Raw genomic sequence first — 21654 nt, forward strand, 5'->3', positions numbered from 1 at the left:
TTCCCAGGCCCCACCCCAAACCCCTCCCCTGAAGGGGAGGGGCTTTTCTGCCCTCCATCTGCGCGATCTTGACCAGGCGCGCGTGCAACCCTTCGCGGGCCTGCTCGCGCAGCATCCGTGCCTCGCCTTCGCGGTCGCCGGCGAGGCTGGGGAGGATCGGCTTGCGCTTGGGGGCGGCATAGGCGCAGCGTTGCGCGACGACGAGCGTGTTGGCGAGCGCCTCGGGCAGGTCGGCGAACAGCGCCTTCATCTCGTTCGCCGGCTTCATCCAGGCGTCGGGCGAGCTGCGCGGGCGGTCGTCGCTGGCGATGTACGAGGAATTGGCGATGCACAGCATCGCGTCGTGCGCCTCGTGGAAGGTCTCCTCGGCGAAGCAGCTCGGATTGGTGCCGACGATCGGGAGGTCGCGGGCATAGGCGTAGTCGAGAAGCTTGGCCTCGGCGCGGCCCTCCACTTCGTTCAGCCGGCGGACGATCTCGATATAGAGCCGGCCGGGGAACAGCGTTTCCAGCTTGTGCGCGTAGGTTTCGGCGGCATGGTCCTGCCCCTCGGCATAGAGCCGGGCGAGCGCGCCTTCGGCGCCGGCGGTGAGGCAGAGCAGCCCGTCGGTGCGGCCCTCGAGCGCGTCGAGCGGCACGTGCGCATCCTCCTCGATCGGGCGGTCGAGATGCGCCGCGGAGACGAGGTGGCAGAGGTTGAGATAGCCGGTCTCGTCCTGCGCATAGAGGGCGAGCCAGTCGATCGCGGCCGGCGCGCCCTCGGCAAGCTCGGGGCGCTTGACCGCGAGCAAGGTGCCGACGATCGGCTGGACGCCCGCCTTCTTGCACGCGTCGGAGAAGGACATCGCCGCGTAGAGCCCGTTGCGGTCGCTCACCGCGACCGCGGGGAAGCCGAGCTCGCGCGCGCGCTTGGCGATCGCCTTGGGCTCGATCGCGCCTTCGAGCATCGTGTAGGAAGAGAAAACCCGGAGCGGTACGAATCCCGAATGCGCCATCGCGGGACTCTAGCGCGAGAAGACCCGCCTTGCCAACGCGGGCGCGGCGCCGTCCACAGCTTTCGCGAAACTTACCTGGCACATCCGTACAAGCCCGCTTGTGGGAGTCGCTTATGGGGAGCGACCGGAATGGCGACTCACCCGCGGCCTGGGCCAAAGCGTGGTTAACGATGATCAACCTTTCGATCGCGGTCCCGTCCTGGGCAAACCGCGATCCGGTATCTGGAGTAGCCCTGCGATGACGATCCTCTGCTCGGTGATGAACCACGTTCCCTCGGCCAAGCGTCACCACAATCAGGGGCTCGAGTTCAGCATCTGCCATCGCTGCGGGTGCGACATGATCCGCCTCGAGGAAGCGGCCGAGTGGACGCAGGTTCCGGCGGGATTCCGCGTGGTGTGGCGCGAGTTCGGCCGGCCCGGCGCCGCCTCGGACGTCGCCCAGCGGATGCACCGCCTAGCGCCGCCGCCGCGCCGCCGTGAAGCGCGGGGCGCCCGCCCTGCCCCGCGCCGCGACCCGCGCGGCCGGCCGCTCGCCGGCGCGACCTCGATGGTCTCGGTGCTCGCCAAGCTCGGCAAGCTCGTCGCGGGGGACGAGGGCGAGAAGGCGATGATCGAGAAGAATGGCCAGTATGTGATCTGCCTGCCCGGGCCGGCGATGCATTGATCTAGGATACTCCCCTCCCTGCAAGGGAGGGGAGTTACAAAAGCTTCTCGATGTCGCCGGCGATATCCTTGGGCGACGTGGTCGGCGCGTAGCGGTCGACCACCTTGCCGTCGCGGTCGACCAGGAACTTGGTGAAGTTCCACTTGATCGCCTTCGAGCCGAGCAGGCCGGGCGCTTCCTTCTTGAGGTGCTCGAACAAGGGCGCGGCATCGGCGCCGTTGACGTCGACCTTGGCGTAGACCGGGAAGGTCACGTCGTAGGTGAGCGAGCAGAAATTGGCGATCTCCGCGGCGTCGCCGGGCTCCTGCCCGCCGAACTGGTTGCACGGGAAGCCGAGCACCGAGAAGCCGCGATCCTGATACGCGCGCTGGAGCGCCTCGAGATCGGCATATTGCGGGGTGAAGCCGCATTTCGATGCGGTATTGACGATCAGCAGCACTTCGCCCGCGTGATCGGCGAGCGTGGTCTCTTCGCCGCCGGGCTTGCGGACGGGAATGTCGGTGATCGCGCTCATTCGAGCTTCCCTTCGTGCAGCCGCACCACGCGGTCCATCCGCTCGGCGAGGCGTTCGTTGTGCGTCGCGACCAGGGCCGCCGACCCCTCGCCACGGACGAGATTGAGGAATTCGGCGAAGACTCGGTCGGCAGTCGCCTCGTCGAGATTGCCGGTGGGCTCGTCGGCGAGCACCAGGGCCGGGCGGTTGGCGAGTGCGCGGGCGACGGCGACACGCTGCTGCTCGCCGCCCGAGAGCTGGTTGGGACGGTGGGTCAGGCGCTGCGCGAGACCGAGCGCGGTGAGCAGATGCTCGGCGCGCGAATCGGCATCGGCGCGCGTCGCGCCGTGGATCATCTGGGGCAGCACGACATTTTCGATCGCGTTGAAGTCGGGCAGCAGATGGTGGAATTGGTAGACGAAGCCGAGACTGTCGCGGCGTACTTCGGTGCGGCCGCCGGCGGGCAGCTTGGCCGCTTCCTTCCCGGCAATGCGGATCGAACCTTCGAAGCCGCCCTCGAGCAGCCCGACCGCCTGGAGCAGGGTCGACTTGCCCGAGCCCGAGGGGCCGAGCAACGCCACGATCTCGCCCGGCATGACGTCGAGATCGACGCCGCGGAGCACTTCGATCACCGCGCCGCCCTGCTTGAAGCTGCGCTTCAGCCCGCGCGTCTGAAGGATGGCATCGTCATTCATAGCGAAGCACCTGGACCGGATCGGTGCTCGCCGCCTTCCAGGCGGGATACAGCGTCGCGAGGAAAGTGAAGAGCATCGCCATCACGCAAATGCCGATCGTCTCGAAAGGATCGGTCTTGGCGGGCAATTCGGTGAGGAAGCGCATCGAGGGGTCCCAGACCTGCTGGCCGGTGACCAGCCCGATGAACTGCACCACGTTCGCGCGGAAGGTGATGAACAGGAAGCCGAGCAGCCCGCCCGCGGCGACGCCCAATGCGCCGATCGTGGTGCCGACGGTGACGAAGATGCGCATCAGCCCGCCGCGCGTCGCCCCCATCGTCCTGAGCACCGCGATGTCGCGGGTCTTCGAGCGGACCAGCATGATGAGCGACGAGACGATGTTGAACGAGGCGACCACGAGGATGATCGACAGCACGGTGAACGAGACGATCCGGTCGACCTGGAGCGCCTCGAACAATTCGCGGTTCATCTGCCGCCAGTCGACGATCTGACCGCTCTTCCCGACCTTGTCGACCAGCGGCATCACGATCTGCTGGACGTTGTCGGGCGCGTTTGTGTCCATCTCGACCATGCTCACCGAATCGCCGAGGAGCAGCAGCGTCTGCGCGTCCTCGAGCGGCATGACGACGAAGATCTTGTCGAAATCATAGACGCCGACTTCGAAGATCGCGGCAACGGTGTAGCTGACCGAGCGGTACATCGTGCCCATCGGCGTCGCGGCGCCGGCGGGGTTGATCACGGTGATCTTGCTGCCCACCGTCGCACCGATCGATTCGGCGAGGCGCGAGCCGATCGCGACCTGCTCGCTGCCCGGCACCAGCCGGTTGAGCGAGCCGAGCACTTCCTTGCCCTTGAGCGCGGGGTTGCTGCGGATATCCTCGACGCGCATCCCGCGAATCATGCCCGGCTCGACCCGGCCGTTGAAGCTGACGAACAAGGGCTGCTCGATCAGCGGCGTCGCGCTGATCACGCCGGGAGTCTTCTTCGCCTGGTCGACGATCTGGCGCCAGTCGCGCAGCTGGCCGGCATAGCCCTGGACGACGGCGTGACCGTTGAGCCCCGTGATCTTGTCGAACAGCTCCGCGCGGAAGCCGTTCATCACGCTCATCACGACGATGAGCGCGGCGACGCCGAGCATCACCGCGACGAGGCTGAACCCCGCGACGACGGCGATGAACGCCTCGCTTCGGCCGGGCAGGAGATAGCGGCGGGCGATCATCCGCTCGTAGCGCGAAAGTAGCATGCGGTCGGTGGGGCCTAGCTGGTTACTCGACCGCCGCTCTAGGCCATGCGGGGCGCCGCTGGCAATGCGCGGGCGAGAGGGCACGTGTGTCCGCTATGTTGCCGATTCACCACAGGGTGCGACCAATCTGCGGCTAGCCTTTGTAAACCCGGTGACAAATGCCGTCCGCCGAATTAGCAAACCCCTGTCGAAACGCAGGCAGCAAATGGCCGTGGTTCGGGGAGGGCTCAGCCCCGCTCGTAGGCAAGTACGGGCGCGCGGGCAGAGCCTTACAAAGGGGGCTGACGAGCAGTCGTCACGCAGGCGCCCGGGCTGGAAACGGTCCGGGCGTTTGCCGTTTCAGGACATCCAGCCTCTTCTATCTGACCTATTCCCGTTCGCCCTGAGCTTGTCGAAGGGCCGCTCTCCTTTCCACCCGGAAGAAGGAAGAAGGACGGTGCTTCGACAAGCGCAGCACGATCGGGTTGGGTGCATCGCTCCTTTTTCGAGGTAAGGAGGGGGGCGATGCGGGCTTCACCCCCCTCCCCCTGACGTCCCCCGGCCATGGCGAGACGTCAGCACGGAGACGGTCAGAACGAACTGCTGACCGTCAAACCATAGGTCCGCGGATCGGCGGGCTGGCCGACGATCAGACCGGTGCTTCCCGACTGCGCGGACAGCAGCTCGAAATATTGCTGGTTGAACGCGTTGCGCACCCAGCCGAAGATGTTGAAGTCGCCCTCGCGATAGCCGAGGCGGAAGTTCGACAGCGAATAGCCGTTGATGTCCATGTAGGCGGAGCGCGACGGGTTGGACGAGAATTTGGAGCGATAGCTGCCGTCATAGCCGAGATAGACCTGGCCGTTGCCGGCGGGGACATTGCCCTCCCCGCCCCAGGACAGCGACCATTTGGAGATGCCGGGCAGCCACTGTCCCGAAATATCGCAATTGGCCGGGCTGAGGCCGCCGGGGGTGCCCGGCGCGCTGGGGGTCTGCGCCGCGGTCGCGGTGGTGCCGCCGGAGAGCTCGGGCGGGCACGGCGCGTCCTTGAAGCTGACATAGGTCGCGTCGGTGAACGCGGCATTGCCGTAGAGGTTGAGGCGCCGGCTGGGGCGGAAGCTGCTGTCGAGCTCGAACCCGCGGACGCGCACCTTCTCGGCATTGGCGAGATAGCCGCGGATGACGCCGAGCTGGCCGTTGGTGACGGTCGCCTGGTAATCATTCACTTCGGTCCAGAAGCCGGCGAGGTTGAGCGTCACCTTGCGATCGGCGAACTGGGTCTTGAGGCCGACCTCATAGTGATTGACCTTCTCCGGCTTGACCGTTTCCGAGGCCAGGATCGGATTGTTCGCGGCATCGAGCGGCAGGCCGGACAGGTTGATGCCGCCCGATTTGAAGCTGCGCGCGTAGGTCGCATAAGCGTGCACGTCCGGGCTGAAATCGTACGAGACGGTAAAGTCGCCCGAGACGTTCCAGTCGCTGAATTCGGGCTGGTAGGATTGCGGCGCGAGCACGCCGCGTTGGTCGGCGGTCAGCGTCGTACTGCCGGTCCCGGTGGTCACCACCGAGACGTAGGAGCCGCTCTTCTTGTCATAGTTGACGCGCAGGCCGGGCTGGATGTGGAGCCCTTCGACAATTTCCCAATTGAGCTTGCCGAATACTGCGAAGCTGGTGTTGTCGAAGCTGATCGTGTTGGTCGACGTCAGGCCGTTGAGCACCGCCGGGTTGCAGGCGGCGGTGGTAGGGGTGGCGCAGCCGCGCGCGCCCGGGACGACCGATGCGCCCGGATTGAGCAGATAACGGCTCGCCGCCGGGCCCTGCACCTGCGAGCCCTGGGTGTCGATCGTCTGGTGGAAGTAGAAGGCGCCGAGCGTATATTGGAGCGGTCCCTTGCCGTTCGAGGCGAGGCGCACTTCCTGCGAGAATTGCTTCTGCTGCGACGGATTCTGCGAGACGGTGGTGATCGGCAGGCCGATAAAGTCCCGATCGTTTGCCGGCTGCCAATCCCAATAGCGCCACGCGGTGACCGAGGTGATCGTCGCCGCGCCGATATCCCAATTGGCGACGAGCGAGGTCCCGCCGATTTCCTGGCGCGAGTTGGACTGGGCATCGAGATCGGTGACGCGGTCGAACGGGTCTCGGCTCGGCGGGGCATAGCCGAACGCCGCCGCCAGCGCGGCATATTGCCGGTTGAGCGGACGCTGGGTGGCACCCTCGCGCACATAATATTGCACGCAGCACAGCGGGTTCTGGCGGTTGAAATCGCCCGATAGCGTCAGGTCGAGATTGGACGCCGCATTCCACAGCAACTGGCCACGGATGCCAAGGTTTCGCAGCCGGTGCTGGTCGATCCCGGTGCGGATGTTCTGGACCGTGCCGTGGCGCGTGGTGCCCGAGGTCGACAAGCGGAACGCGACGGTGTCGGTCAGCGGCGCGGAGACCGATGCCTTGGTCTGGAGGAAGTCGTAATTGCCGACGCTGACTTCGACGCGTGATTCGGGCGTGAAGCTCGGTGCCCGCGTCGTGATGTTGATCGCGCCCGCGGTGGTGTTCTTGCCGTAGAGCGTGCCCTGGGGTCCGCGCAGCACCTCGACCCGCTCGACATCGACGAAGTCGAAGGTCGAGGCGCCGATCCGGCCGATATAGACGCCGTCGACATAGAAGCCGACGCCCTGCTCGATGCCGTCATTGGTGAGGCCGAACGGTGCGCCGAGGCCGCGGATGTTGATCGCCGAGTTGCGCGGGTTGCTCGAATAGAATTGCAGCGTCGGCTGGGCCTGCTGGAGCCGGTTGACGTTGAACGCGCCCGACTTCGCCAGATCCTCGCCGCTGAGCACCGACAATGCGATCGGCACGTCCTGGACGCGCTCTTCGCGGCGGCGGGCGGTGACGACGACGTCCTGGCTGGTCTCGGCTTGCGGATCTGCCGCGGGATCGTCTGCGGCGGGCGCAGTCACCGGCGGATCGTCGCGCACCGGTGCCGGCGCGGCGAGCGGCGAAGCGCCGGCGAGAAGCAGCAACGAAAGCGAAGACAGGCTCATCGACATCCCCTGATTATGTCGCGATCAATCTCCATCAACTTACTGGACTTTAGCGAGCAAGCGAATCTTTGGCGAGCCGAAGCTCCGTTTCTCCGGTGCGACGAGCGCACTCTTGAAATCGCTGAAAACCAAACCACATTTCGAAGGTCACGGTGCCCGATGGGCCGCGACAAGCAGCGCTGCGGAGTTCCGGGCGCCGCGAAAGAGACGTTCAACTTGCTCATAAGAGGTTTTGAAATGCGTCAGTTCGACTTTACTCCGTTCCGCCGCTCCACCGTCGGCTTCGACCGCCTGTTCGACTTGCTGGAGGCGAGTGCCCGTCAGGCGAGCAGCGAGAATTATCCTCCATTCAACCTCGAGCGCCTCGCCGAGGACCGCTATCGCATCACGCTCGCCGTCGCCGGCTTCAAGCCCGACGAGATCGACGTGACCGCGCAGCAGAACCTGCTGCTGGTCCAGGGCAAGAAGGCGAGCGAGAACGAGAACAATCAGGGCGCGTTCCTGCACCTCGGCATCGCCAATCGCAGTTTCGAGCGCCGCTTCGAGCTCGCCGACTTCGTTCGCGTTGAGAGCGCGGACCTCGCCGACGGCCTGCTCGTGATCGAGCTGGTCCGCGAGATCCCCGAGGCGATGAAGCCGAAGAAGATCGCCGTGAACGCGGGCAACACGCCGACTGCGTCGATCGAGCATCGCGACGCGGCTTAATTCAAACCACGGCTAGCGGCGCTTTCCTCCCTTTGGGCGCCGCAGCAGGGGCGCTCGGGCATTGCCCGGGCGCCTTTTGTTTGGGGCGGAATCCAGCAGCGCTCCTGCGAAAGCAGGAGCATTTGTTTCGGGTTAGTTCGGCTGGATCCAACGCGTCGGGCCGATCAGCCATGGCTTGACCCGGCCGGTGGGCCGCGGCGCGCCGTCGAGGCGGACCACGCGAAGGATCGGGATCGGGCCGGGCTGGATCATCTGGCCACGCATCGGGCCCCTGCCCCCGCCGGTCGGCCGGGCGAGGATTTTCCGCACGACGTCCATCCCCGCGACGACATGGCCGAACGCGGCATAGCCATTGCGCCCGGCACCGCGCGCGTCGAGCGACGGATTGTCGCCGACCATGATCGAGAAATTGCCGGTCGCCCCGTCGATGCTCGCGCCGTGCGCCATCGACACGGTGCCGTCGGTGTGGCGGATGCCCGTCCGGTTGGTCGGCTCGAGCGGCGGCGACGGCAGGATGCGGCGGGCATCGCTGGCGATTCCACCCTGGACGAAACCGAACTTGGCGTTCCCGGTTCGGCGCGAGGCGCGGTAGAAGCCGGTGCCCTCGAACCGGCCGTCATCGACATAAGCGAGGAAATTCTCGGTGGTCTTGGGCGCGCGCTTGGCGTCGAGCGCGAGGATGATGTTGCCGGCGCTGGTCTCGATGCGCACGCGGATCATGCCTGGCATCGGCTGGGACTGCGCCAACGCAGCGGGTGCGGCGAGTGGAAGCAACAGGGCCGCGAGCGCGGCGAACAGGATACGCATGCCGCCCCGTTAGCCGATGGCGCAGCGCGGCGGAAAGAGGCTTGTCAATCGTCCTTGCAGACCGGGATCAGTGCCCAGCCCATCGCGCCGCCGAGATTGGGGACGTTCTGGTTCTCCAGCTCGAGCCGCTTGCAGACCTTGCCGTGGCGATTGAGGAGCGGCGCGTCATCCTCGGTGGGTGCAGGCGGCGCCTCGCTCGCCGCGGCCGGCGGCGGGCACACCCCTTCGGCGACCAGCTTTCTTCCGAAGGCAGCCCCCTGTTCCTTTACCCAGGCCTCGGCGCGTGCCTGCCCCTCTTCGCGCAGGACTCGATAATATCCCGTGGTGAGCGCCTGCTTCTCCGCCGGTGACATCGAATCGAGCGAGCATTGCCGCGCCTGAGCGCTCGCAGGCGTTGCTTCGGCACCCATCGCCGACGCGAGGAACAGCAAGGCGATCGGCAGCAATCGAGTCACGTGCACCTCCGTCGACGCAGCATAATGCCAGGCTCCGAGGCACCAACCCTCCGCGCCGACGCAGCGCCGCACGGCTCGCCGGCTATACGTGCCTAGACCAGCCGGCTCTGCTTGACCGCCGCTTCGATGAAGCTGGCGAACAAGGGATGCGGCTCGAAGGGCTTGGACTTGAGCTCGGGGTGGAACTGCACGCCGACGAACCAGGGATGGTCGGGCCGTTCGACGATCTCGGGCAGGGTGCCGTCGGGCGACATGCCGGAGAAGACCAGCCCGCCCTTTTCGAGCAGCGGCTTGTAGTGGGTGTTGACTTCGTAGCGGTGGCGGTGGCGCTCGCTGATCTCTTCGGCGCCGTAGATCGACGCCACGACGCTGTTGCCGCCGAGCTTGGCCGGATAGGCGCCGAGCCGCATCGTGCCGCCGAGATCGCCGCCTTCCTCGCGCTTCTGGATGCCCTCTTCGGTCATCCATTCGGTGATCATGCCGACCACCGGTTCCTCGGTGGGGCCGAATTCGGTAGTCGAGGCGCTTTCGAGCCCCTGGTCGCGCGCCGCATCGACGCACGCCATCTGCATGCCGAGACAGATGCCGAAGAAGGGCACGCCCCGCTCGCGCGCGAAGCGGACGCCGGCGATCTTGCCCTCGCTGCCGCGCTCGCCGAACCCGCCGGGGACGAGGATGCCGTGCATCGGCTCGAGTTTGGCGGCGACTTCCTCGTCGTCGCGCTCGAACAATTCGGCGTCGAGCCAGCGGATGTTGACCTTGACCTGGTTGGCGATCCCGCCGTGGACCAGCGCCTCATGGAGCGACTTATAGGCGTCGGGCACGCCCATATATTTGCCGACCACGCCGATGGTGACTTCGCCCTCGGGATTCTGCAGCCGGCTGACGATCCGCTCCCAGCGCTCGAGGTTCGGCGCTTCGCCCGGATCGATCCCGAACGCGCGGAGCACTTCCACGTCGAGCCCCTCGCGATGATATTGCATCGGCACCGCATAGATGCTCTTGGCGTCGAGCGCCGGGATCACCGCCGAGGTGGGGACGTTGCAGAACTGCGCGATCTTGGCGCGCTCGCCGGCGGGCAAGTCGCGCTCCGAGCGGCAGACGAGCACGTCGGGCTGGACGCCCAGCGCCGCGAGTTCGCGCACGCTATGCTGAGTCGGCTTGGTCTTCAGCTCGCCGGCGGCAGAGATGTAGGGGACCAGCGTGACGTGGATGCTGACGGTCTGGCCGCGGCCGAGATCGTTGCGCAGCTGGCGAATCGCCTCGATGAACGGCAGCGATTCGATGTCGCCGACGGTGCCGCCGATCTCGCAGAGCACGAAGTCGAGGTCGTCGGTCTCGTCTTGCGCGAACGCCTTGATCGCGTCGGTGACGTGCGGGATCACCTGAACGGTCGCGCCGAGATAGTCGCCGCGGCGCTCGCGCTCGATGATCGTCTTGTAGATCCGCCCCGAAGTCACGTTGTCCGACTGGCGCGACGCCACGCCGGTGAAGCGCTCGTAATGGCCGAGATCGAGATCGGTCTCGGCGCCGTCGTCGGTGACATAGACTTCGCCGTGCTGGTGCGGCGACATCGTGCCGGGATCGACGTTGAGATAGGGATCGAACTTGCGGATGCGGACTCGATAGCCGCGGGCCTGGAGCAAAGCCGCGAGGCTCGCCGCCATGAGACCCTTGCCAAGCGAGGAGACCACGCCGCCGGTGATGAAAATATACCGCGCCATGGGAGAAAACGCCTAACGTCATTGGCCGCGCGCCGACAAGCGCGCGACTCACTTATTTTTTCCAAGCCCTCCGATTGCCGGAGCGCGGCGGATTATTGTGCGAGCGGGACCGAGCCGTTGGCCGGTGCGGTGGTGTTCGCCGGAGCGGTGCCGCCCGCCGGCGCCGTCGAATTGCCGATCGCGAAGGGTGGCGCACTGGTCGGCGAAGTGATCGGCGCGGTCTGCGCGGGCGCGCGCTGGAGCGACGTGTCGATCGTGGAAGAGTGACGAGTCGCCGCGATGAAGGCGAGCGCGATGCTCATCACGATGAACAGGGTCGCGAGGATCGACGTGGCGCGGGTCAGGAAGTCCGCCGCGCCGCGCGCCGACATCAGTCCCGACGGGCTGCCGCCCGTGGTCAGTCCGCCGCCCTCCGAACGCTGCATGAGAATCACCGCGACGAGCAATGCCGCGATGATGGCGTGGACGACGAGCAGAAATGTGAAGAGCATGAAGGCCGGACCTGTTGCGAAAGCGGCGACATAGGGGAGCCGATGCCGAGGATCAACTGCGTCTCGGCCGGTTTCGTCCCGCGATGCAGCATCACAGTTTCTAAATTAACCCGTAACATTTCGCCAACGCACTGAAACCACTAGCTCCAAGCTGCGTTTGTTGTGCGTGCTCCCGGACAGGACCGGGAACGAAACGGAAGTATGTGCCGTGAACGCGATGCCGGACCAATCGCTGTCTTCCTGGAAGAACACGCTGATCGATTATGTGCGCTCGGGCGAGCCCGATCTCACCAATCGTCAGATGGCTCTCCTGATGCTTGTGTATCTCGACCCGGGGCCGCATACGGTCCGCGGCCTGGCGCGGGCGTTGAACGTTTCGAAGCCCGTGGTAACCCGCGCCTTGAATCGCCTGGGGACGCTCGGCTATCTGCGCCGCCAACGCGACGATACCGACAAACGCAACATCTTCGTTGCGCGTACCGCTGAAGGGGCAGAGTTTCTTGCAGAGTTCGGGCATTTCCTCGCTGGCGACAACCTCAGCCAGCCAGTCGCCCGCAGGGCCAACGCGTAAGCGCTTTTCGCTGAAGGGACGCTCCGCGACGTTCGATTCGCGCGTCGATGCCGTGCGCCGCGACCTTGCCGACGTTCGCCTTGCCGATCGCGTGTTCGCTCCCCATTATGCCGCGCCGATGCCGCGGACGCTGGCCGCCGACGCCGAACTGCGTGCCAGTGCAGCCGCCGATTCGGAAGTGCTGGCCAGCCTGAACGCAGGCGACGTGTTCGAGGTGCTCGAACTGGCTGGCAGTCACGCCTGGGGCGTTGCGCCGGCGACCGGAATTGTCGGATATCTTCCGGCGGAAGCGCTGGCGGCCGCGCAATGACGATCCGCGTTTTCATCGATGGCGCCGTCGGCACCACCGGCCTGGAGATTCGCGAGCGGCTCGACGGCCGCGCGGGGATCGAGCAACTGATCCTCGCCGACGCCGACCGCAAGGACCCACGCAAGCGGGAGGACGCGCTCAATTCGGCCGATTTCGTCATCCTCTGCCTGCCCGACGAAGCGGCGCGCGAAGCGGTGGCGATGATCCGGGCAGACAAGGTCCGCGTGATCGACGCTTCGACCGCGCACCGCGTCGCGCCCGACTGGGTCTATGGCTTTGCCGAGCTCGAGCCCGGGCAGATGAATGCGATCGCCGAGGCGGCGCGGGTGAGCAACCCGGGCTGCTATCCCACCGGCTTCCTCGCGCTCGTGCGGCCGCTGGTGCGCGCCGGGCTGGTGCCGCTCGACCACAGCTTCACGGTCAACGCGGTCTCGGGCTATTCGGGCGGCGGCAAATCGATGATCGCCGACTTCGAGGACGAGGGTTCGGCCGGCTTCACCGCGACTGCCTTCCGCAACTATGGCCTCGGCCTCGACCACAAGCACGTGCCCGAGATGCAGAAGCATGCGCGGATCGAATATCCCCCGATCTTCCAGCCTGCGGTCGCGCGTACCTATCGCGGGATGGTGGTCGAAGTGCCGCTGCCCCTCCACGCCTTCACGCGCCGCCCGTCGCTGGAGGCGATCGAGAATGCGCTGCGCGATGCGTACAAGGAATGCCCGCTCGTCCGGGTGCTGCCAAGCGACGTCTCCACGGTCTCGATCGAGGAGGATGCCGGAACCGATCGGCTGAGCCTGCGCGTGTTCGGCAATGCCGAGCGCGGCCAGGCGCGGCTCGTCGCGACGCTCGACAATCTCGGCAAGGGCGCCGCGGGTGCCGCGGTCCAGAACCTCAACATCATGGCCGGGCTCGACCCGACGGCGGGTCTGGTTCTCTGACACCGGCGTCATCCCGGCTTTCGCCGGGAAGGAAGGCTTAGTCGCTTGATCTTTGGCGCCCATTGGTGTCTCGCGAACGAAACAACACGTGAGGCAAATGATGCATCAGCCCGTGGGCAAATTGCTGCTGTTCGGTGCAACCGGCGATCTCGCGCAGCGGATGCTGCTGCCGTCGCTCTACGCGCTGCATGCCGATGGGCTGCTTCCCGCGGGCCTCACGATCACCGGCACCGCGCGATCCGACAAGGACGATCAATCCTATCGCGAGTTTGCCCGTCACGCGCTCGAGCAATTCCTGCCCGCTGACCGTAAGGATGACAACGCTGTCGGTAGCTTTCTCGAACGGTTGAGCTATCAGGCGCTCGACGCATCGGACCTGAGCGGGTTCGCTGCGCTCAAGGACAAGCTCGGCGACATCTCGGGCGGGCTGGCGATCTTCCTGTCGACCGCGCCTTGGCTGTTCGGCCCGACGATTGAGGGCCTCAAGAGCGCCGGGCTCGCGGGCGACAATGTCCGGATCAGCCTCGAAAAGCCGCTGGGCAAGGACCTCAAGTCGAGCTGCGAGATCAATGACCTCGTCGCCGGCGCCTTCCCAGAGGAGCGTACGTTCCGCATCGACCATTATCTCGGCAAGGAGACGGTACAGAACATCCTCGCGCTGCGCTTCGGCAATTCGCTGTTCGAACCGGTGTGGAACGCGCAAGGGATCGACCATGTCCAGATCACCGTGTCTGAGACGGTAGGTCTCGAAGGCCGCGCCGGCTTCTACGACGAGACCGGCGCACTGCGCGACATGGTGCAGAACCACATGCTCCAGCTGCTGGCGCTGATCGCGATGGAGCCCCCCGCCCGCTTCGACGGCACCGCGATCCGCGACGAGAAGGTCAAGGTGCTGCGTTCGCTGCGCAAGATCAGCGCCGCCGAGGCGCCGCAGCTGACCGTGACCGGCCAATATGGCGGTGGCGCGGTCAAGGGCGAGATCGTCCGCGATTATGCCAGCGACCTCGAAAAACCGTCGAACACCGAGACCTTCGTGGCGATCAAGGCGCATATCGACAATTGGCGCTGGCACGGCGTGCCCTTCTACCTGCGTACCGGCAAACGTCTCGCCGAGCGCCGCTCGGAGATCGTGATCCAGTTCAAGCCGGTGCCGCATTCGATGTTCGCCGAGCGCGGCGGCGCGCTCCAGCCCAACGTGCTAGCGATCCGCCTCCAGCCCGAGGAATATGTCCGGTTGCTGGTGATGGCCAAGCAGCCCGGGCTCGACCGCGAGGGCGTGCGGCTGCGCGAAGTGCCGCTCAACCTCAGCCTCGAGAACGAATTCGCGGGCACGCGCCGCCGGATCGCCTATGAGCGGCTGCTGCTCGACCTGATCGAAGGCGATCCGACGCTCTTCGTCCGCCGCGACGAGGTCGAGGCGCAATGGGAATGGATCGACGGGATCCGCGCCGGCTGGGAAGCCAACGACATCAAGCCCAAGCCTTATGCCTCGGGCAGCTGGGGACCCTCCGCCTCGGTCGCGCTCACCGAGCGCGACGGGGTGACGTGGAACGAATAGGCCTGGTGCCCCATATATGACGAACCCACCGAATATTCAGGAGCTGACATGACGACCGAAATCGAATGGTGGGACTATGACGATGCCGAGGAGATGGCCGCGGCCGTCGCCGGCGACGTGCAGTTCATCATCGAGAGCGCGATCGACGCGCGCGGCGCCGCCGTCGTCGCGCTGGCGGGCGGCAAGACGCCGCTGCCGATCTACGAGAAACTGGCCCAGGCCAAGCTCGATTGGAAGCGCGTGACGATCGTCCCCGGCGACGACCGGCTGGTGCCGCTCGGCGACCCGCTGTCGAACGTGACCGCGATCGGCAAGGTGTTCATCCCCAAGGGCGCACGCGTGATCCCGCTGATCAGCGCGACCGTCGCCGATTACAAGGCCGCCGGCCGCGCCGCCGACGCCATCCTGCAGGATCTGCACTGGCCGCTCGACCTGTGCCTGCTTGGCGTCGGCGGCGACGGTCATGCCGCGTCCATTTTCCCCGGCGCGGATTTCGACGAGGCGCTGAACGGGCCCAAGGAGCGCCGTGCGCTGGGCGTGATGCCCGATCCGCTACCGCCCGAGGCGCCGGTCGCGCGTGTTACGCTCAGCAAGGCGGCGATCGTGTCGGCGCGCGCGCTGATGATCGCCGTCACCGGCCAGGGCAAGCGCGACGTGCTCGAGGCGGCGATCGAACAGGGTGCGTCGTCCAACTACCCGGTCGGCCGCATCCTCGCTGATGTCGAACTGCCGGTGGATATTCACTGGGCGGCGTGAATTAGCTGTTCCCCGGCGCAGGCCGGGGTCCAGTTGCATTGTCGTTCGAGAGGTTCGGGCGCTTTTTGTATTCAGCCCGATACTGGGCCCCGGCCTTCGCCGGGGAACAGCTAGTACAAGCGGAATAAGCATATGAGCCAGCTTCATTCGGAAATCGCCGCGGTCACCGATCGCGTGATCGAGCGCTCCAAGGCGCGCCGCACCGCCTATCTCGAGCTGATCCAGCGCGAGCGCGAGAGCGGTGCCGATCGGCCCAAGCTCGGCTGCGCCAATCTCGCCCATGCGTATGCCGGCACCCACGAGCAGCGCGATCTGATGACCCCGGCGAACCGGATGAACATCGGCATCGTCACCTCGTACAACGACATGCTGTCGGCGCACGCGGTCTATTACCGCTATCCCGAACAGATGAAGGTCTGGGCGCTCGAAGCAGGCGCCACCGCGCAGGTCGCCGGCGGCGTCCCGGCGATGTGCGACGGCGTCACCCAGGGCTATGCCGGGATGGAGCTGTCGCTGTTCAGCCGCGACACGATCGCGCTCTCCACTGGGATCGCGCTGTCGCACCGCGTCTTCGAAGGCGCGGCCTTGCTCGGCATCTGCGACAAGATCGTGCCCGGGCTGCTGCTCGGCGCGCTCCGCTTCGGGCATTTGCCGATGGTGATGATCCCCGGTGGTCCGATGCGCTCTGGGGTGGCCAACAAGGAGAAGGCGGCGGTGCGCGAGCGCTATGCCGAAGGCAATGCGACGCGCGAGGAACTGCTCGCCTCGGAAATCGCCGCCTATCACAGCCACGGCACCTGCACCTTCTACGGCACCGCCAATTCGAACCAGATGATGATGGAGGCGATGGGGCTCCACATGCCCGGCGCCGCCTTCGCCAATCCCGGCACCAAGCTGCGCCAGGAGCTGACGCGCGCCGCGGTGCACCGCCTTGCCGAGATCGGCTGGAACGGCAACGACTATCGCCCGATCGGCCACGTCGTCGACGAAAAGGCGATCGTCAACGCCGCGATCGTCCTGCTCGCGACCGGCGGCTCGACCAATCACCTGATCCATGTCCCCGCCTTTGCGCGCTCGGCAGGGATCGTCATCGACTGGGAGGATTTCGACCGGCTCTCGCGCAGCGTGCCGCTGCTGACGCGGGTCTATCCCAACGGCTCGGCCGACGTGAACGGCTTCGAGGATGCCGGCGGACCGAGCTTCGTGATCCGCGAACTGCTCAGGGGCGGGCTGATGCACGGCGACACGCTGACCGTCGCGAAGGACGGCATGGCGGCCTATGGCCGCAAGCCCCAGGTCGAGGACGAAATGCTCGGCTGGCATGATCATCCCGAGAAGAGCAACGACGAGTCGATCGTCCGCACGGTCGACGCGCCCTTCTCGCCGGAAGGCGGCTTCCGCATCCTCAAGGGCAATCTCGGACGCGCCTGCATCAAGGTGAGCGCAGTCGAGCGCGACCGCTGGGTCATCGAGGCGCCGGCACGCGTGTTTTCGGACCAGGCCGAGGTCCAGGCGGCGTTCAAGGCGGGCGAGCTCGAGCGCGACGTGGTCGTCGTGGTGCGCTTCCAGGGCCCCAAGGCGAATGGCATGCCCGAGCTCCACAAGCTCACTCCGCCGCTCGGCGTGCTCCAGAACCGCGGGTTCCGCGTCGCATTGGTCACCGACGGACGGATGTCGGGTGCGTCGGGCAAGGTGCCGTGCGCGATCCATCTCTCTCCCGAGGCGCTGGGCGGCGGGCCGATCGGCAAGGTGCGCGACGGCGACGTGATCCGGCTCGATGCCGAGACGGGCACGCTGGAGGCGCTGGTCGACCCGACGGAGTGGGACGCGCGCGAGCATGCGGCCGCACCCGCCCCTGCCGAGGGGACCGGGCGCGAGCTTTTCGCGATGATGCGGCGCTACGCCGACGAGGCCGAGCTGGGTGCGTCGGCGATCCTTGCGGAGGCCGGACTCTAGCCACGCTTTACATCTCGGCGTCCAGCGGAGAGAAGGGCGCCGCACCGTATGCCAACGTTGACAGGCGGCGGGCACCGAAAGGTTCAGGAGAAGGCATGGAAGTCGTCGCGGTCGATATCGGGGGCACGCATGCCCGCTTTGCCATAGCGGAAGTGGCAGAGGGCCGCGTCGTCTCGATGGCGGAGCCGATGACCCAGAAGGTCGCCGAGCATCCGAGCCTCCAGCTTGCCTGGCAGGCGTTCGGCGAGACGCTCGGGCGGGACCTGCCCAAGGCAGCGGCGATTGCGGTCGCCTCCCCTGTCGGCGGCGAAGTGATCAAGCTCACCAACAATCCCTGGATCATTCGTCCGGCGCTGATCCCCGAGCGGCTCGGTGCCGACACCTGGACGATGGTCAACGATTTCGCGGCGATCGGCCATGCCGTCGCGCAACTCGGCGACGGCGACTTCCTTCATCTGTGCGGGCCCGACATTTCGCTGCCCGGGCGCGGGTCCATCACGGTCTGCGGTCCCGGCACCGGGCTCGGCGTCGCGCAGGTGTTTCGCCACAAGGGCGGCTACGACATCATCGCGACCGAAGGCGGGCATGTCGATTTCGCGCCGCTCGATCCGATCGAGGACGCCTTCGTCAAGCGGCTGCGGCGCGAATATAACCGCGTGTCGACAGAGCGGATCGTCGCCGGACCTGCGATCGTCGCGATCTACGAGACGCTGGCCGAGCTCGAGAAGCGCCCGGTGGCGCGGCTCGACGACAAGAAGATCTGGTCCTTGGCGTTCGAGGGGCAGGACAGCCTTGCCGTCGCCGCGCTCGACCGCTTCTGCCTGAGCCTCGGCGCGGTCGCCGGCGACCTTGCCTTGACCCACGGGCCGACCGGGGTGGTGATCGCCGGCGGTCTGGGGTTGCGCCTCAAGGACCATTTGCTGCAATCGGGCTTCGGCGAGCGCTTCGTTGCCAAGGGCCGGTTCCGGAACCTGATGGCGTCGATACCCGTCAAGCTGATCACGCATCCGCAGCCGGGCCTGTACGGCGCCGCCGCGGCCTTTGCCCAGGAGCACGCATTGTGACCACGACGATTGCCGAAATCATGCGCACCGCCCCGGTGATCCCGGTGCTGGTGGTCGACGACGCCGCGCAGGCGCAGCCGCTCGCCGAGGCTTTGGTCAAGGGCGGGCTGCGCGTGCTCGAAGTGACGTTGCGCACCGGCGCCGCGATCGAGGCGATCGCCGAGATGAAGAAGGTCGAGGGCGCGATCGTCGGCGCGGGCACGGTGGTGAATACCGAGCAGTTCAAGCAGGTCATGGATGCGGACGTCGAGTTCATCGTCTCGCCCGGGCTGACCGAGCGGCTGGGCGAGCCGATTATCGCGAGCGGCGTGCCGTTTCTGCCGGGCGTCGCCAATGCCGGCGACATCATGCGCGGGCTAGACCTCGGGCTGACGCACTTCAAGTTCTTCCCCGCCGAAACCTCGGGCGGCTTGAAGGCGCTCAAGGCGCTCGCGGCGCCTTTCTATCAGGCGAAATTCTGCCCGACCGGCGGCGTGAGCCTGGCGACCGCGCCCGACTGGCTGGCCTTCGATCCGGTGCTCTGCGTCGGCGGAAGCTGGGTGACACCCAAGGGCGCCAGCGCGGAGCAGGTGGAGATTCTCGCGCGGGAAGCGGCGGAAATCACGAAGAAAGCTACTGGCGCTTAGTTCATATAAACCAACTAGCTTGAGCTAAGCTCCTTCTCCCCTTGTGGGAGAAGGAAGGGGCCCGCTCGATGAAATCGAGTGGGAAGGATGAGGGGGACGTCGCCTGCTACGGCTCCCCCTCACCCTTCCGCCGATTTCATCGGCTCCCTCCCTCTCCCACAAGGGGAGAGGGACATTCCATCACATTTCGCCGCGCGCGCGCCGCAGTGCATACCATTTCTGCACATTGGCGTTGTGCTGTTCGAGCGTGTCCGCGAAGACATGCCCGCCATCGCCCTTCGCAACGAAATACAACGCGGTCGACTGCGCCGGATCGAGCACAGCATCGATCGATTCACGTCCCGGATTGGCGATCGGCCCGACCGGCAGCCCGGTCATCGCGTAGGTGTTGTACTGGTTCACCGCGTGGAGCTCGGACTGGAGGATGCGGCGCCCCAGCGGCTTGCCCTTGGTGATCGGATAGATGATCGTCGGATCGGCCTGGAGCATCATCCCCTGCCGCAGCCGGTTCGAATAGACCGCGGCGACCATCCGGCGCTCCTCGGGCTTGCCGGTTTCCTTTTCGACGATTGAGGCGAGCGTAACCGCCTGCGCCGGAGTCGAGACCGCGATCCCCGTCTTGCGGCGCGCCCAGGCCGAAGCGAGATAATCGGTCATCGCCTTCTGCATCCGCGCCAGCACCGCGCCCCGCGCCTCGCCGCGATTGAAGGCGTAGGTGTCGGGGAGCACGCTGCCCTCGACCGGCACCGCGACCTTGCCGGTCAGCCCGTCCGCCTTCATCAGCGCTTCATAGACGAGGATCGAAGGAACGCCCTCGGCGACCGTGATCTTGCGCTGGAGCGTCTTGCCGCCCTGCAGATCGCGCAGGATGTCCGACGGGCTCTCGCCCGCCAGCAGACGATATTCGCCCGCCTTGATCGGCGCGCCGCCGCCAAAGACTTTGGAGAGCAAAACGAACTGCCGCGCCGAGCGGATCGCGCCGGCTTTCTCCAATTCTTCCGCCGCGCGACTGAGGCTCGCGCCTTCGGGAATCAGCACGGTCATGTTCGCGCGCGACGGGCCGCTGCCGGCCCATAATTGCAGCACGCCGAACCCCGCCGCCGCCACGAGGAGCAGCACGGCGAGGATCGCACAGCCGCCCGCCCTCCGCGGACGCCGCGGAGGCACGGGGTCAGACAGCCTTCATCACCAGGCTGGCGTTGGTGCCGCCAAAGCCGAAGCTGTTGTTGAGCACCGCCTTGATCTTGCGCTCCTTGGCCACGTGCGGGACGAGGTCGACGCCGGCGCAATTCTCGCTCGGATTGTCGAGGTTGAGCGTCGGCGGGGCGACCTGGTCGCGCATCGCGAGGATGCAGAAGATCGATTCGACCGCGCCGGCACCGCCGAGCAGATGCCCGATCGCCGACTTGGTCGAGCTCATCGACAGCGAGCCGATGTCGTTGCCGAACAGTTTCCGAACCGCACCGAGCTCGAGCTCGTCGCCGAGCGGGGTCGAAGTGCCGTGGGCGTTGATGTAATCGATGTCGGCGAAATCGAGGCCCGACTTCTTCATCGCCATCTGCATCGAGCGGAATGCGCCCGAGCCCTCGGGATGCGGCGCGGTCACGTGATAGGCGTCGCCCGACAGGCCGTAGCCGATCACTTCGGCGTAGATCTTGGCGCCGCGCTTCTTGGCGTGCTCATATTCCTCGAGCACCACCACGCCAGCGCCCTCGCCCATCACGAAGCCGTCGCGGTCCTGGTCCCAGGGGCGGCTGGCCTTGGTCGGATCGTCGCGGAAGCTGGTCGAGAGCGCGCGCGCCTGGCCGAAGCCGGCGATACCGATCGGGCAGACCGCGCCCTCGGCGCCGCCGGCGAGCATGATGTCGGCATCGTCCATCGCGATCATCCGCGCGGCGTCGCCGATCGAGTGCGCGCCGGTCGAGCAGGCGGTGACCACCGCGTGATTCGGGCCCATCAGCCCGTATTTGATCGAGACCTGGCCCGAGATCAGGTTGATCAGGCGGCCATGGACGAAGTGCGGCGAGACGCGCTTGGGGCCCTTTTCGGCGAGGACGAGCGATTCGCTCTCGATCCCCGGAAGCCCGCCAATGCCCGCACCGATCGAGCAGCCGGCACGGAAGCGGGTCGCCTCGTCCATGTCGAGCAGCCCGGCATCCTCGATCGCCTGGCCGGCGGCGTCGATGCCGTAGACGATGAACGGATCGACCTGGCGCTGGACCTTGTGATCGACGCGCTTGTTGGGATCGAAGCCATATTCATGGTCGGCCGCCTTGACTTCGCACGCGTAATTGCTGTGGAAATCGGTCGCGTCGAAGCGCGTGATCGTCGCCGCGCCCGACTTGGCGGCGATGATGTTCTTCCAGGCCGTCTCGACATCGGCACCCAGCGGGGTGACGAGCCCAAGGCCGGTTACGACTACGCGGCGCATGGCGTTCTCTCCGTCAAACGTGGCGATCATTGCCCACAAAAGGGCCGAACGCATAAAAACTCGTTACGAAAACGAAACGGCTCCCCGCCCTCTCTTTCGAGCCCGGACGGGAAGCCGCTATATGGCAGTGCCGGCCCATCCGGGCAGGTCGCC

21 protein-coding genes are annotated in these 21654 nt (G+C 66.4%); 10 read left to right on the forward strand and 11 right to left on the reverse strand.

Translation table 11 applies throughout. From position 1 onward, the window contains the following. Window positions 1-994: PHP domain-containing protein (locus AC3WJI_RS17955; RefSeq protein WP_492758660.1), on the reverse strand; the 994-nt coding region annotated here is incomplete at its 3' end. Window positions 995-1232: 238 nt separating this feature from the next. Between AC3WJI_RS17955 and AC3WJI_RS17960 the strand changes: the two genes are divergently transcribed. Then, window positions 1233-1658: a hypothetical protein gene (locus AC3WJI_RS17960; protein ID WP_492758661.1), complete on the forward strand. Its 426-nt coding sequence runs from the start codon at window positions 1233-1235 to the stop codon at window positions 1656-1658. Between the two features lie 34 nt (window positions 1659-1692). Here AC3WJI_RS17960 and AC3WJI_RS17965 read toward each other — a convergent pair whose 3' ends face one another. The 4 genes from AC3WJI_RS17965 to AC3WJI_RS17980 all read right to left on the reverse strand — a co-directional run bounded on the left by AC3WJI_RS17965 (window position 1693) and on the right by AC3WJI_RS17980 (window position 7109). Further along, a complete protein-coding gene (locus AC3WJI_RS17965) occupies window positions 1693-2172 on the reverse strand; it encodes a glutathione peroxidase (RefSeq protein WP_492758662.1) in 480 nt (159 codons plus the stop codon). Next, window positions 2169-2846: an ABC transporter ATP-binding protein gene (locus tag AC3WJI_RS17970; RefSeq protein WP_492758663.1), complete on the reverse strand. Its 678-nt coding sequence runs from the start codon at window positions 2844-2846 to the stop codon at window positions 2169-2171. The genes AC3WJI_RS17965 and AC3WJI_RS17970 overlap by 4 nt, the downstream gene beginning before the upstream one ends. Then, window positions 2839-4089, reverse strand: coding sequence for a lipoprotein-releasing ABC transporter permease subunit (locus AC3WJI_RS17975; protein ID WP_492758664.1), 1251 nt, complete (start codon window positions 4087-4089; stop codon window positions 2839-2841). Before AC3WJI_RS17975 ends, AC3WJI_RS17970 begins: the two co-directional genes overlap by 8 nt. 569 nt (window positions 4090-4658) lie before the next feature. Continuing rightward, a complete protein-coding gene (locus AC3WJI_RS17980; RefSeq protein ID WP_492758665.1) occupies window positions 4659-7109 on the reverse strand; it encodes a TonB-dependent receptor in 2451 nt (816 codons plus the stop codon). 237 nt (window positions 7110-7346) lie between these two features. On the opposite strand from AC3WJI_RS17980, the gene AC3WJI_RS17985 reads away from it, so the two are divergent. Then, window positions 7347-7814, forward strand: a complete 468-nt coding sequence (locus AC3WJI_RS17985) for an Hsp20 family protein (protein WP_492758666.1) — start codon at window positions 7347-7349, stop codon at window positions 7812-7814. 132 nt (window positions 7815-7946) lie between these two features. Here AC3WJI_RS17985 and AC3WJI_RS17990 read toward each other — a convergent pair whose 3' ends face one another. From AC3WJI_RS17990 to secG, 4 genes are all read right to left on the reverse strand, one after another. After that, window positions 7947-8621, reverse strand: a complete 675-nt coding sequence (locus AC3WJI_RS17990; protein WP_492758667.1) for a peptidylprolyl isomerase — start codon at window positions 8619-8621, stop codon at window positions 7947-7949. Between the two features lie 44 nt (window positions 8622-8665). After that, on the reverse strand, window positions 8666-9076 hold the full coding sequence (locus AC3WJI_RS17995) for a hypothetical protein (RefSeq protein WP_492758668.1): 411 nt from the start codon (window positions 9074-9076) through the stop codon (window positions 8666-8668). A gap of 92 nt (window positions 9077-9168) precedes the next feature. Next, entirely contained in the window at window positions 9169-10800 is a 1632-nt protein-coding gene (pyrG, locus tag AC3WJI_RS18000; protein WP_492758669.1) for a CTP synthase, read from the reverse strand. A gap of 92 nt (window positions 10801-10892) precedes the next feature. Beyond that, window positions 10893-11291, reverse strand: a complete 399-nt coding sequence (gene secG, locus AC3WJI_RS18005; RefSeq protein ID WP_492758670.1) for a preprotein translocase subunit SecG — start codon at window positions 11289-11291, stop codon at window positions 10893-10895. Window positions 11292-11508: 217 nt separating this feature from the next. Here secG and AC3WJI_RS18010 point away from each other — a divergent pair, with 217 nt between their 5' ends. The 8 genes from AC3WJI_RS18010 (at window position 11509) to eda (ending at window position 19070) form a co-directional block, all read left to right on the forward strand. Next, window positions 11509-11862, forward strand: a complete 354-nt coding sequence (locus AC3WJI_RS18010) for a MarR family transcriptional regulator (protein ID WP_492758688.1) — start codon at window positions 11509-11511, stop codon at window positions 11860-11862. Continuing rightward, on the forward strand, window positions 11792-12172 hold the full coding sequence (locus AC3WJI_RS18015; protein WP_492758671.1) for an SH3 domain-containing protein: 381 nt from the start codon (window positions 11792-11794) through the stop codon (window positions 12170-12172). Before AC3WJI_RS18010 ends, AC3WJI_RS18015 begins: the two co-directional genes overlap by 71 nt. Next, a complete protein-coding gene (gene argC / locus AC3WJI_RS18020; protein ID WP_492758672.1) occupies window positions 12169-13110 on the forward strand; it encodes an N-acetyl-gamma-glutamyl-phosphate reductase in 942 nt (313 codons plus the stop codon). The genes AC3WJI_RS18015 and argC overlap by 4 nt, the downstream gene beginning before the upstream one ends. A gap of 97 nt (window positions 13111-13207) precedes the next feature. Next, on the forward strand, window positions 13208-14668 hold the full coding sequence (gene zwf / locus AC3WJI_RS18025) for a glucose-6-phosphate dehydrogenase (RefSeq protein ID WP_492758673.1): 1461 nt from the start codon (window positions 13208-13210) through the stop codon (window positions 14666-14668). A 48-nt stretch (window positions 14669-14716) separates the two neighbouring features. Beyond that, entirely contained in the window at window positions 14717-15424 is a 708-nt protein-coding gene (gene pgl, locus AC3WJI_RS18030) for a 6-phosphogluconolactonase (protein ID WP_492758674.1), read from the forward strand. A gap of 132 nt (window positions 15425-15556) precedes the next feature. Next, complete coding sequence (edd, locus tag AC3WJI_RS18035; protein WP_492758675.1) at window positions 15557-17380, forward strand: phosphogluconate dehydratase; 1824 nt, start codon at window positions 15557-15559, stop codon at window positions 17378-17380. 95 nt (window positions 17381-17475) lie between these two features. After that, on the forward strand, window positions 17476-18444 hold the full coding sequence (gene glk, locus AC3WJI_RS18040; RefSeq protein ID WP_492758676.1) for a glucokinase: 969 nt from the start codon (window positions 17476-17478) through the stop codon (window positions 18442-18444). A gap of 20 nt (window positions 18445-18464) precedes the next feature. Then, window positions 18465-19070: a bifunctional 4-hydroxy-2-oxoglutarate aldolase/2-dehydro-3-deoxy-phosphogluconate aldolase gene (eda, locus tag AC3WJI_RS18045; RefSeq protein WP_492758689.1), complete on the forward strand. Its 606-nt coding sequence runs from the start codon at window positions 18465-18467 to the stop codon at window positions 19068-19070. Between the two features lie 180 nt (window positions 19071-19250). Here the strand turns inward: eda and mltG are convergent, their stop codons facing one another. Both mltG and fabF read right to left on the reverse strand, forming a co-directional pair. Beyond that, a complete protein-coding gene (gene mltG, locus AC3WJI_RS18050; protein ID WP_492758690.1) occupies window positions 19251-20186 on the reverse strand; it encodes an endolytic transglycosylase MltG in 936 nt (311 codons plus the stop codon). Window positions 20187-20241: 55 nt separating this feature from the next. Continuing rightward, complete coding sequence (gene fabF / locus AC3WJI_RS18055; RefSeq protein WP_492758677.1) at window positions 20242-21501, reverse strand: beta-ketoacyl-ACP synthase II; 1260 nt, start codon at window positions 21499-21501, stop codon at window positions 20242-20244. Between the last annotated feature and the right edge of the window lie 153 nt (window positions 21502-21654).

The sequence above is a fragment of the Sphingomonas sp. FW306-1B-B10E genome (assembly GCF_058782005.1).

What these genes read in the sequence shown, in the direction of transcription:
- AC3WJI_RS17970 (WP_492758663.1), bottom strand. Translation starts at nt 2,846, where the DNA reads ATGAATGACGATGCCATCCTTCAGACGCGCGGGCTGAAGCGCAGCTTC.
- AC3WJI_RS17990 (WP_492758667.1), bottom strand. Translation starts at nt 8,621, where the DNA reads ATGCGTATCCTGTTCGCCGCGCTCGCGGCCCTGTTGCTTCCACTCGCC.
- AC3WJI_RS17975 (WP_492758664.1), bottom strand. Translation starts at nt 4,089, where the DNA reads ATGCTACTTTCGCGCTACGAGCGGATGATCGCCCGCCGCTATCTCCTG.
- secG (WP_492758670.1), bottom strand. Translation starts at nt 11,291, where the DNA reads ATGCTCTTCACATTTCTGCTCGTCGTCCACGCCATCATCGCGGCATTG.
- zwf (WP_492758673.1), top strand. Translation starts at nt 13,208, where the DNA reads ATGATGCATCAGCCCGTGGGCAAATTGCTGCTGTTCGGTGCAACCGGC.
- glk (WP_492758676.1), top strand. Translation starts at nt 17,476, where the DNA reads ATGGAAGTCGTCGCGGTCGATATCGGGGGCACGCATGCCCGCTTTGCC.
- argC (WP_492758672.1), top strand. Translation starts at nt 12,169, where the DNA reads ATGACGATCCGCGTTTTCATCGATGGCGCCGTCGGCACCACCGGCCTG.
- fabF (WP_492758677.1), bottom strand. Translation starts at nt 21,501, where the DNA reads ATGCGCCGCGTAGTCGTAACCGGCCTTGGGCTCGTCACCCCGCTGGGT.
- AC3WJI_RS17985 (WP_492758666.1), top strand. Translation starts at nt 7,347, where the DNA reads ATGCGTCAGTTCGACTTTACTCCGTTCCGCCGCTCCACCGTCGGCTTC.
- AC3WJI_RS17960 (WP_492758661.1), top strand. Translation starts at nt 1,233, where the DNA reads ATGACGATCCTCTGCTCGGTGATGAACCACGTTCCCTCGGCCAAGCGT.
- AC3WJI_RS17965 (WP_492758662.1), bottom strand. Translation starts at nt 2,172, where the DNA reads ATGAGCGCGATCACCGACATTCCCGTCCGCAAGCCCGGCGGCGAAGAG.
- pyrG (WP_492758669.1), bottom strand. Translation starts at nt 10,800, where the DNA reads ATGGCGCGGTATATTTTCATCACCGGCGGCGTGGTCTCCTCGCTTGGC.
- pgl (WP_492758674.1), top strand. Translation starts at nt 14,717, where the DNA reads ATGACGACCGAAATCGAATGGTGGGACTATGACGATGCCGAGGAGATG.
- eda (WP_492758689.1), top strand. Translation starts at nt 18,465, where the DNA reads ATGCGCACCGCCCCGGTGATCCCGGTGCTGGTGGTCGACGACGCCGCG.
- AC3WJI_RS17980 (WP_492758665.1), bottom strand. Translation starts at nt 7,109, where the DNA reads ATGAGCCTGTCTTCGCTTTCGTTGCTGCTTCTCGCCGGCGCTTCGCCG.
- AC3WJI_RS18010 (WP_492758688.1), top strand. Translation starts at nt 11,509, where the DNA reads ATGCCGGACCAATCGCTGTCTTCCTGGAAGAACACGCTGATCGATTAT.
- edd (WP_492758675.1), top strand. Translation starts at nt 15,557, where the DNA reads ATGAGCCAGCTTCATTCGGAAATCGCCGCGGTCACCGATCGCGTGATC.